This window comes from Pleomorphomonas sp. T1.2MG-36 (assembly GCF_950100655.1).
Taxonomy (GTDB): domain Bacteria; phylum Pseudomonadota; class Alphaproteobacteria; order Rhizobiales; family Pleomorphomonadaceae; genus Pleomorphomonas.
The window spans coordinates 115,795-126,243 of record NZ_CATNLY010000034.1 but is presented as its reverse complement, the minus strand read 5'-3'; the positions used below and the strand labels follow the sequence as shown (position 1 = coordinate 126,243).

Genomic DNA, 10,449 nt, shown 5'->3' with positions numbered 1-10,449 from the left:
GAAATGGTGCATTGCCGGCCGCATTGTCCGACCGCTCCCTGAGAGGGTCGCCGCATCCCGATCACGCCGGAGTTTCCCATGTCGCCGCTCGCTCTCTTCAATCTTGAAGGTCGCAAGGCGCTGGTGACCGGGGCGAGTCGCGGTATCGGCCAGGCCCTGGCCGTGGCGCTGGCCGGTGCCGGCGCCGATGTGGCCGTCACGGCCCGCGATGCGGCCTCGCTCGGCGAGACCGCCGCCGCGATTGCATCGCTGGGACGGCGTGTCGTGCCGCTCGCCCAGGACGTTCGCGACGTGGCCGGCAGCCGGGCCGTGGTGAAGCAGGCGGCGGACGAGTTCGGTGGGCTGGATATCCTGATCAACAACGCCGGCTATGAGGAAGTGACGCCGTCGCTGGATATCGAAGAGGCGGTGTGGGATCGGGTGGTCGACACCAATCTCAAGGGGGCCTTCTTCATGGCGCAGGCGGCGGCGCGACAGATGCAGGCCGCCGGCCGAGGGGGCTCTATCGTCAATCTCGCCTCGCTCACCAGCTATGTCGGCGTACCGACCGCCGTGCCCTATGGTGCCTCGAAGGCCGGCATTCTCGGTATGACGACGGCGCTTGCCACCGAGTGGGCGGGCCTCGGCATTCGCGTCAACGCCGTGGCGCCGGGCTATTTCCGCACCGCGATGACCGATGTTTTCTATCGTGACGACGCCTGGCAGGCGTCGATGCTGGCCAAGATCCCGCTCGGTCGGTTCGGGGCGCTGGGCGATCTTGCCGGCGCGGTGATTTTCCTGTCGTCCGATGCTTCCGCCTATGTCACGGGCCAGTGCATTCCGGTGGATGGAGGGTATCTTGCCTCAATTTAAGGCATGCACATAAGTGATGCGAAAAGCGGATGACGACCTGTCTAGGGATGTATATGGTACTGCGGCGCGTTCATGCGCCCGGGGGAGCGGAAACGCTGGGGTTGTAAGGGGTCAGAGAGTAAGGGGATGACGGAAACGATAGCAGCCGATGCGCCGTTCGCGGTGTCGGTCCGCGACGTCAACATGGTGTTCGACGGCGTGCATGCGGTGCGCGACGCCACGTTCGATCTGGAAAAGGGGCGCTTTCTCACCATTCTCGGGCCGTCGGGCTCGGGCAAGACGACGCTGCTCCGGATGATCGCCGGCTTTGGTCGGCCGACGTCGGGCGAGGTGTTCATCAATGGTCTCGCCGTCGGCAGCGTGCCGCCGCACAAGCGCTCGATCGGCATGGTGTTCCAGAAGCTGGCCCTGTTTCCGCATATGACGGCGGCCGAGAACGTCGCCTTTCCGCTCAGGATGCGCCGGTTCGACGCGCGCACCATTCCCGACCGCGTGCATCGCTATCTCGATCTCGTCAAGCTGGGGAAGCTGGGCGACCGCCGCATTCACGAGCTTTCCGGCGGTCAGCAGCAGCGCGTCGCCATCGCCCGCGCCCTCGTCTTCGAACCGGATCTCCTGCTGCTCGACGAGCCGCTCGCCGCGCTCGACCGCAAGCTGCGCGAGGAGATGCAGCTTGAGTTCCGCCGTATTCAGCGCGAGCTCGACGTCACCACTATCAACGTGACGCACGACCAGCGCGAAGCTCTGGTGGTGTCGGACGAGATCATCGTCATGGATCACGGCCGCATCCAGCAGAAGGCCCGGCCCGAAGCCACCTATCGCCAGCCGAAAAATGCCTTCGTCGCCAACTTCATCGGCGTCACCAACTTCATCGACGGCGTGGTGGCGAGCGTCGACGGCGACCTGATCGCCTTCGAACGGTCCGGACTTGCCGGTCGGACCGGCAACGGTTTCCGTCCGGCGGCCGGTGTTTCGGCACGCGGCGCGCTCCGGGCCGAGCAGATCCGGATCGGCGGTGGCCGCGAAGCGCTCGGGGATGTCGACACGGTGTTCGGCGGGACCGTCACCGATGCGATCTTCGAGGGCGAGCGCGTCGTCTACGAGGTGGCGGTGGCCGATCTCGGGGGAACGACGCTGCGCGTCTTCGACCACGACCCCGTGGCCCACAGCCAGCACGACGTCGGCTCGCCGGTCGCGCTGGGGTGGAACGTGCAGGACGTGCTGGTCTTCGGGGAATGAGCGGACCGGCCCCGAAGAACCGGACCGAAGCTGAAGCCGCTCTTCGAAAATCGAATGCAGTAACAAGAAACTGAGCCAGAGGAGAACGACAATGACTGGACCGACCAAGCCCTTCCTCAATCTCGGCCGTCGCCGTTTCCTGCAGGGCGTCGGCCTTGCCGGTGCCGCCGGCCTCGTCGGTATGCCGTTCGGCCGCGCGTTTGCGGCCGAGCCGGAGAAGCCCAAGGAGATCATCGTCCGCGCCTGGGGCGGCTCCTGGGTCGACAGCCTCAAGAAGGGCGTCTCCGACCCCTTCACCAAGGCCACCGGCATCGCCGTCCGTCACGACCTGACCGAAGACAACGAGATCCAGCCCAAGGTCTGGGCTGCCGTGGCGCAGAAGCGCGTGCCGCCGATCCACATCAACTGGGACACGACGACCAACGCCACCAAGTCGGCGCTGCGCGGGGTGACGGAAGACCTTTCCGATCTGTCCAACCTCGCCAACGTGACCGAACTCGCCAAGCCCGTCGGCCTCGATGGCTATCCGATCGTCAACACCTACGGCTACGTCTACGTTCTGGCCTACCGTCCGAGCGCCTTCCCGAACGGCGCGCCGAAGTCGTGGAAGGACGTGCTCGATCCGAAGTTCAAGGGTCGCATCGCCCTCTACAACGACGGCATCGGCTTCCACTTCCCGGCCCAGGTGGCCGGCGGCGGCAAGCTGGAAGACATTCCCGGCAACATGCAGCCGGCCTGGGACTTCATCGCCAAGGTGAAGGAGCAGTCGCCGCTGCTCGGCGAGGACCCCGACTTTACCGCCTGGTTCCAGAAGGGCGAGATCGACGTGGCCTGCACCATTTCCACCAACGCCCGCGAAGCCAAGGCGAACGGCGTCGACATTGCGTGGACGGTGCCGGAAGAGGGCGCCAAGTACGACACCGATGGCCTGTGGATCCCCAAGGGGCTGCCGGAGAACGAACTCTACTGGGCCAAGCAGTACATCAACTTCGCCATCACCAAGGATGCGCAGCAGGTCTGGCTCGACGGTCTCGGCCTGCCGGGCGTGGTGCCGGGCGTCAATCCGCCGGCCGATCTGGTGGGCGATCCGTCCTACCCGACCACCGAAGCCGACTTCAAGAAGCTGATCCGCATCTCCTCCAAGGTGCAGGTCGAGCACGAGAGCGAGTGGTTCGGCAAGTTCAAGGAAATCATGCAGGGCTGACCGCCGCCGTTCTCGAACAGGTTCGCCGCCCGTCGGCGGCGAGCCTTCCTTTCAGAAGACCAGACAGACAATGCGTCCGAGCCGTACTTCCTATCCTCTCTCCTGGCGCCTGATGGACGCCCTCGAGGCGGTGGCCGCCGCCCTTTGGCCGCGCAGCTTTTCGGCGGCGGTGCCCTGGCTGATGCTGATGCCGGCCGTCGTCCTGGTCGGCCTCCTGGTCCTTGGCCTGTGGGACATGGCCGACGGCTCGTTCCGGACGCTCGACACCGCGACCTTCCTGCCATCCGACGACTATTCGCTTTCCAACTACGATCGCGCCTTCACCGAGAAGCTGTTCTTCACGGTGGCGAGCCGCAGTCTGATCGGCTCGCTGATCGTGACGGTCGTCACGCTCGTCTTCGCCTTCCCCTATTCCTACGTCATGGTGCGGACGCGCTCGGCCGCCTTGCGCAAGTTCCTGCTGATCGCCCTGTTCCTGCCCTTCTTCATCGGCCAGGTGGTGCGCGCCTATGGCTGGCTGATCATCCTGGGCTCGCAGGGCATGGTCAACGAGGCGCTCGGGCTCGTCGGTGTGGCGCCGATCCGCCTCCTCTACAACTATCCGGCCGTCTTGTTCGGCCTCGTGCAGTACATGCTGCCGTTTGCCGTGCTGATGCTGGCGCCGGCGCTCACCGCCATTCCCGAGGAGATGGAATCGGCGGCCGGCTCGCTCGGCGCCAACTGGGTGCGGACCTTCATCCACGTGGTGCTGCCGCTCGCCAAGCCCGGCTTCGTCGGCGCCGGCCTCGTCGTGCTGACGCTGTCGCTGACCGATTTCGCCATTCCGGCCATTCTTGGCGGCGGCTCGCAGGACTTTATCGCCAACGCCATCTACGACCAGTTCTTCCGCACCTCCGACCAGGGCATGGGCGCAACGCTGGCGCTGCTCTTGGTGGCCGTCGGCTCGATCATGGTCGGCGTTGTGTTTGCGTTGTTTGGGGCCGGCACCTTGGCCATGGGGAGGTCGAAATGAAGGGCGACCGTTCCAAGGCCGTGACGCTCTGGGCCTTTGTTATCGTCGCGCTGGTCATGCTGTCGGCGCCGACGCTCGTCGTGCTGGGCGCTTCGTTCACGGCCGGCAACATGCTCACCTTTCCGCCCGAGGGGCTGTCGCTCAAGTGGTATGCGCAGATCGCCGGGGCCACTGACCTGCGCGATGCCTTCCTGCGGTCGCTGATCGTCGCCTCTATCTGCACCGCGATCTCCATACCCACGGGAACGCTGGCCGGCATCGCCCTTGCCAAGTATCGCGTGCGCTTCGCCTGGGGTGTTCAGGTCTATTTGCTGTTGCCGTTCACCGTACCGCTGATCGGCTCGGGCATCGGCCTGATGCTGATCTTCGGCAAGTGGGGGCTGCTCGGCCAGCTCTGGCCGGTGGGCGTCGCCTGCGCGGTGATCAACCTGCCGTTCATGATCTGGGCGGTGACGGCCAGCGCCGCCAGCCTCGATCCCGATCTCGAACTCGCCGCCGCCAACTGCGGCGCGCCGCCGCTCTCCACCTTCCTGGCGGTGACCGTGCCGGCGGTGACGCCCGGCATCATCACCGGCGCGCTTCTGATGTTCATCCTGGCGCTCAACGAGTTCCTGGTGTCGCTGCTCTTGGTCGACGCGCGCATCGTCACGCTGCCGGTGCAGATCTACAACTCCATCCGCTCGATCATCACGCCCGATCTCGCTGCGATTTCCGTGGTGTTCATTGCCGTCGCGGCGATCGCCATCGCGCTGCTCGACTGGCTGGTCGGGCTGGATATCTTCCTGAAATCGAAATGAAGGCGTGAAAAACGCCCTGCCGTTCAAGGACTGCTGCCATGACCGACGTTTCCTTCCACGACTACGCCAAGCTTGATGCCGAGGGCCGCGCCGCCCTGCTCAAGCGCTCGGAAACCGACCTCACCTTCTTCCTCGACAAGGTCGGCCCGATCATCGAGGCGGTGAAGACGGAAGGCGATGCGGCGCTCTACCGCTTCGCTCGTGATCTCGACAAGGCCGAGGTGAAGCCCGGTGCGCTCAAGGCGTCCGAAGCCGAGTTCGACGCCGCCTTCAAGGCGGTGGAGCCTGAGGTGGTAGAGGCGATCCGCTACGGCATCGAGAACATTCGCTCCTTCCACGAGGAGCAGAAGCCTGAGGCGATGTGGCTGAAGGAGATCCGCCCCGGCGCCTTCGCCGGCGACCGGGTGACGCCCATCAAGTCGGTGGCGCTCTACATTCCGCGCGGCAAGGGCGCCTTCCCGTCGGTGACCATGATGACGGCCGTGCCGGCCGTGGTTGCCGGCGTGCCGGATCTCGCCATCGTTACCCCGCCGACGCCGGATGGCTCGGTCGACGCGGCGACGCTGGTTGCCGCCCGCCTCGCCGGTGTCGAGACGGTCTACAAGGTTGGCGGCGCGCAGGCCGTCGCGGCTGTCGCCTTCGGCACGGAGACGGTGAAGCCGGCGCTGAAGATCGTCGGCCCCGGCAGCCCGTGGGTGGTGGCGGCCAAGCGTCTGCTGTCCGGCGTCATCGACGCGGGCCTGCCCGCCGGTCCGTCGGAAGCGATCATCTTCGCCGACGATACGGTGCATGGCGGTCTCGCCGCCCTCGACGTGCTGATCGAAGCGGAGCATGGGCCGGACTCGTCCGCCTATATCGTCACCCACTCGCGCCGGGTTGCCGAGGAGGCATTGGCCGCGCTACCCGAGCACTGGGCGCGCATGACGCCGCAGCGGGTCGAGTTCTCCAAGAAAGTGCTCGGCGGCGCCTTTGGCGGCATCATCCTGACCTCCTCGGTCGAGGAGAGCCATGCCTTCGTCAACGCCTATGCGCCGGAGCACCTTGAGATCCTGTCCACCGACCCCTATGCCCATCTCGGCAAGATCACCGAGGCGGCGGAGATCCTGATGGGTCCGTATACGCCGGTGTCCATCGCCAACTTCGGCCTCGGCCCCAATGCGGTGCTGCCGACCAGTCGTTGGGCGCGCACCTGGGGCCCGCTGTCGGTGTTCGACTTCGTCAAGCGCTCGTCGATCGGCTACGTGACGGCCGGCGCCTATCCGGAACTCGCCCACACCGCCCGGGTGCTTGCCCGCTACGAGGGCTTCTCCTCGCATGAACAGGCGGTGTCGTCGGTGCGCGACGCCTATCTCAAGGGCTGAGCGATGACGGCACCGAGCCGCACCGCCGAGATCCGGCGCCTTGCCGCCAGTGACGAGAGCGCTGCCGAGGCGGCGCTCGCGGCGCTGTTCGCCGACCTGTTCGGCCTTGCAGCCGAGGGCGTCGCCATCAACCGCGATCAGTACAGCCTCAACTCGCTGAACGGCTTCTTCTCGGCGGGCGGCGCCGACTATTTCTTCAAATTCCATCAGGAGGACGGCGAGGAGGCGATGACCGGCGAGTATTATCGCGCCGACATTCTCGCCCGCGCCGGCCTGCCGGTGGACATGCCGGTGTTCGTGTCCAACCTGCCGGGCGAGCAGGTGCTGGTCTATCGCCGCCGCTCCGATCCCCGTTTCTCGGATGTGCTCAGGGCGCTCGACATCGCCACGCTCGATGGTCGTCGCGATCTGGCCGGTGAAGCGGCCGCCGTCGCCGCCGAGCGCGGCCTCGATACGGCGATCGCACGGGTCTATCTCAAAAGCCTGCATCCGGTCACGCCTGTGGAGGCTGCGGCCGAACCGATCCACCGCCTGTTTCACGATCGCCTTGTCGACATGCCGGGGCGGCGCTTTCCCGGTGGCCGTCTTTCGGGCTTCTATCTCGGCAAAACCGTGCGTCTGCCGGGCGTGGAGCTCGGCTGGAACGATTTCGCGACCCGGCGCCTCGTGATCAACGGACGGGCCTACCGCCGGACGATCGGCGAGCTGTTCGAAATGGCCGGTCGGCGCCTGAGCCCCCATATGCTGGCCGATGCCGGCGGCGTGGTGGCGCATGGCGATGCCCATAACGCCAATGTCTGGTGCAGTCAGGGCACGGATGGGCCGATGCTCAGCTTCTACGACCCGGCCTTCGCCGGCGAGCACGTGCCGGCCCTGATCGCCGAAGCCAAGGCCACCTTCCACAATGTGTTCGCCCATCCGCTCTGGCTCTACGATCCGGCGGAGGCGACGCGGCGATTTTCGGCGGTCGCGCGGCTTGGTGACGGCACCCTGGCGATCGAGACCGACTGGGCGCTGACGCCGGTGCGGCAGGCGTTGCTCTCTGCCAAGGCGGAGCTCGTCTGGAAGCCGCTGCTCCTCGATCTCAAGGCGTGTGGCTTACTGCCGGCCGACTGGCGGGAGGTGATCCGCCTTGCGCTGTTCCTCTGCCCGACGCTGGTCATGAACCTGAGGGCAGGGGCGGCGACGCATACCGAGACATCCTCGGCGATCGCCTTTGCCGTTGCCGCCATGGTGGGCGCCGAGCCCGAGGCCGGCGAGGACGAGATGTCCGCCTTCCTTGGCGCCATCGATCCCGACCGCTGATCCCCAAAAGAAAAGGGAGCGGCGCCGATGGCTTCCGCTCCCCCTCGATGTCGTGGGAAGGCGCCGATGGCGGCGCCTTCCGAAAAGCAGCCTCAGGCGGCAGCCTGCATGCAGGAGCCCGACGGGCAGACTTCGGCGCACTGCTGCGTGTCGAAGTGACCTTCGCACTCGGTGCACTTCTTGGCATTGATCGAGTAGACCTTGCCCTTGTGGCTGATCGCCTTGTTCGGGCATTCGTCTTCGCAGGCGCCGCAGGAGGTGCAGGTGGAGGTGTCAATCATAAAGGCCATGGGTGTCACTCCTCTTGGTTGTCCAACGGGGCGCGGTTGTCCGTTTTGTGTGCCGCCCCGATTTCGGTTTGCCGGGAGCAATCGGATTGCATCCTTGCTCTCGGCAGAGTTTTCGCGTTTTTGCGTGATCAGGAAAGTTGGCAACTTCCCTGATGACCGTCCTCAGCGTTCCGTGCAGGAAAGGCAGGGGTCGATGCTGTTGACGATCATGGCGATGTCCGCGATCTTGGCGTCCTGCAGCATGAAGCGCAGGCTGTCCCAGTTCATGAACGTCGGCACGCGCCACTTCACGCGTTCCGGCTGCGGCGTATCGTTGGTGCGGAGATAGTAGATCACTTCGCCGCGCGGCGCTTCGCTGCGGGTCACCGCCTGTCCGGGCGGGATGTCCGGGCGGTCGTTGATGTTGACCGGGCCGCCGGGCAGGTCGCGCAGGCAGACGCGCAGCAGGTCGATCGAGGTCAGGATTTCCTCGAGACGGACCATGGCGCGCGACCAGACGTCGCCGTCGGTCAGCGAGTGCACGACCAGCGGCAGGCGATCGTAGGCGGCGTAGGGCGCTTCGCGACGCACGTCGTAATCGACGCCAGACGCGCGGGCCACCGGGCCGACGACGCCACAGGTGATGGCGTCGGCATGGGTGAGCACGCCCACGCCCTTGGTGCGGCGAAGGATCGAGCCATTGGTCTTGAAGGTCTTGATGATGTCCTTCGTCTCGGCCTCGATCTTGTCGATCGCGCCCTTGATGTAGGCGATCGACTTGTCGTCGAGGTCGTAGCGGACGCCACCGATGCACATAGCGCCGATGTCCTGGCGGTTGCCGAAGATCGACTCCAGCATGTCCTGGCCGATCTCGCGCACCTGCATCATGTGCATGAAGTAGGTTTCATAGCCGACGAGGTGAACCAGGAGCGCCACGTTGAACAGATGCGAGGTGACGCGCTTCAGTTCGTCGGCGACGGTGCGCAGGTAGATGCCACGCTCGGGCACCTCGATGCCGGCGATTTTCTCGGCCGCCATGGCGAAGGTCTGCGGGTGGCTGTTGGAGCACAGCGAGCAGATGCGTTCGGTCAGCACCACGTTCTGGTACATCGAGCGCTTGGTCGTCAGGTACTCGATGCCGCGATGGGCATGGCCGGCATTGATGTCGATGTGGCTGACGGTTTCGCCCTGCACATCGATCTTGAAGTACATCGGCTCCTCGAGGGCCACATGCAGCGGGCCGACGGGAATGCTGAAGGTCTCGGGTACGTTGTGCGTGCTCATGCTGCACCCTTCTTTCCGGCGATGAGGCGTTCCCACAGGCCCTTGGTGCTGGCGGCATTGACCAGCGTCGAGAACGGAATCAGCCGCTCGAGAACGGCGCCGTCGACCGAAGCGTCGAGGAACAGGCGGCGCGGATCGGGATGGTCGGTCACCTTGACGGCGTAGAGTTCCATCATCTCGCGCTCGTGCCAGTCGGCATTGCGGAACAGCGGCGTCAGCGAGGCGATGGAGCCGCCCTGCGGCACGTAGGCGATGATCGTCAGCGCGTCGCCGGCGATGTCGAAGTGATAGTCGATCTCGTAGGAGGTGCCGTCGAGCAGCGTGCCACCGAAGGACTTCGGCGTCTCCTTGGGCTCGGCTTCGGCCTTTTCCTCGCCGTCGTTATCCTCGTCCTCGTCTTCCTCCTCCTCTTCGGGGGCGGAAGGCTGGGTGCAGGTAATCATCGACAGGCGCGCGCCCATATCCTTGAGCAGGGCGGCGACGGGCGACAGATCGGCAGCGCTGGCGAGGCCCAACCAGGCGACGGTAACGCCGTACTGGTCGGTTTCGGCCGAGTACTCGACGCCGGCCGGCGCCGCTGCGGTGAGGCGGGCTTCCAGGTCTTGCGGTAGGCGGCTCATGCTGGGACCTTCCGGTTCTTGAGATACTTGGCGCGGCACTTCGGGCAGCGCGCGCGCAGCTCAGTATATTCCTCGGCGTTGAGCGGCGGCTTGGCATTCTTCACCATCGGTGCGGTATTCAGCGCGGTAGCGCCGCACTCGACACACTTCTGGTTGGGAATGAGGCCATGCTCGACCATGTCGAACTTGTCGGCATTGACATGGGACAGGTCCCAGTCGTTGGTCTGATGGATGGCGTCCGTCGGGCAATAGAACTCGCAATTGCCGCAGAACACGCAGGTGTTGTGCCAGCAGTCGAAGGTCATGCCATCGGGCGTCTTGGCGAAGCGGATGGCATTGGCCGGGCAGACGCGCTCGCAGATGCGGCAGCCTTCGCAGCTCTCCGCCTTGAACTCGATGCGGCCACGCAGGCGCTCGGGCGTGAAGGCCGGTCCCAGGGGGAAGGCCTCGGTCTGGGGACCCTGCCTCAGGTTGCGGGCGAAAATCGTCAGGAAGTTCATCTTGGG

11 protein-coding genes are annotated in these 10,449 nt (G+C 65.6%); 7 read left to right on the top strand and 4 right to left on the bottom strand.

What is annotated here, in order from left to right; translation table 11 throughout:
* Nucleotides 1-78: 78 nt before the first annotated feature.
* The 7 genes from QQZ18_RS16360 (at nt 79) to QQZ18_RS16330 (ending at nt 7,770) form a co-directional block, all read left to right on the top strand.
* Complete coding sequence (locus tag QQZ18_RS16360) at nt 79-852, top strand: SDR family NAD(P)-dependent oxidoreductase (RefSeq protein ID WP_284542017.1); 774 nt, start codon at nt 79-81, stop codon at nt 850-852.
* Between the two features lie 126 nt (nt 853-978).
* Nucleotides 979-2,091 (top strand): ABC transporter ATP-binding protein, encoded by a 1,113-nt coding sequence (locus tag QQZ18_RS16355; RefSeq protein ID WP_284542016.1) that lies wholly within the window; start codon nt 979-981, stop codon nt 2,089-2,091.
* 91 nt (nt 2,092-2,182) lie between these two features.
* Complete coding sequence (locus QQZ18_RS16350) at nt 2,183-3,295, top strand: ABC transporter substrate-binding protein (RefSeq protein WP_284542015.1); 1,113 nt, start codon at nt 2,183-2,185, stop codon at nt 3,293-3,295.
* 70 nt (nt 3,296-3,365) lie between these two features.
* The gene (locus tag QQZ18_RS16345; protein WP_284542014.1) at nt 3,366-4,307 is read left to right on the top strand and encodes an ABC transporter permease; all 942 of its coding nucleotides are present in this window, start codon (nt 3,366-3,368) and stop codon (nt 4,305-4,307) included.
* The gene (locus QQZ18_RS16340; RefSeq protein WP_284542013.1) at nt 4,304-5,104 is read left to right on the top strand and encodes an ABC transporter permease; all 801 of its coding nucleotides are present in this window, start codon (nt 4,304-4,306) and stop codon (nt 5,102-5,104) included. The genes QQZ18_RS16345 and QQZ18_RS16340 overlap by 4 nt, the downstream gene beginning before the upstream one ends.
* Nucleotides 5,105-5,142: 38 nt before the next feature.
* A complete protein-coding gene (hisD, locus tag QQZ18_RS16335; RefSeq protein ID WP_284542012.1) occupies nt 5,143-6,465 on the top strand; it encodes a histidinol dehydrogenase in 1,323 nt (440 codons plus the stop codon).
* Nucleotides 6,466-6,468: 3 nt separating this feature from the next.
* The gene (locus tag QQZ18_RS16330; protein ID WP_284542011.1) at nt 6,469-7,770 is read left to right on the top strand and encodes a hypothetical protein; all 1,302 of its coding nucleotides are present in this window, start codon (nt 6,469-6,471) and stop codon (nt 7,768-7,770) included.
* A gap of 92 nt (nt 7,771-7,862) precedes the next feature.
* Here QQZ18_RS16330 and QQZ18_RS16325 read toward each other — a convergent pair whose 3' ends face one another.
* From QQZ18_RS16325 to QQZ18_RS16310, 4 genes are all read right to left on the bottom strand, one after another.
* Nucleotides 7,863-8,060, bottom strand: a complete 198-nt coding sequence (locus QQZ18_RS16325; RefSeq protein WP_284542010.1) for a 4Fe-4S dicluster domain-containing protein — start codon at nt 8,058-8,060, stop codon at nt 7,863-7,865.
* Between the two features lie 162 nt (nt 8,061-8,222).
* Nucleotides 8,223-9,323 carry a hydrogenase large subunit gene (locus QQZ18_RS16320; protein WP_284542009.1) on the bottom strand — a complete coding sequence of 367 codons (1,101 nt, stop codon included), beginning with the start codon at nt 9,321-9,323 and terminating at the stop codon, nt 8,223-8,225.
* A complete protein-coding gene (locus tag QQZ18_RS16315; protein ID WP_284542008.1) occupies nt 9,320-9,943 on the bottom strand; it encodes an NADH-quinone oxidoreductase subunit C in 624 nt (207 codons plus the stop codon). The genes QQZ18_RS16320 and QQZ18_RS16315 overlap by 4 nt, the downstream gene beginning before the upstream one ends.
* On the bottom strand, nt 9,940-10,443 hold the full coding sequence (locus QQZ18_RS16310; RefSeq protein ID WP_284542007.1) for a 4Fe-4S binding protein: 504 nt from the start codon (nt 10,441-10,443) through the stop codon (nt 9,940-9,942). Before QQZ18_RS16310 ends, QQZ18_RS16315 begins: the two co-directional genes overlap by 4 nt.
* Nucleotides 10,444-10,449 lie beyond the last annotated feature (6 nt).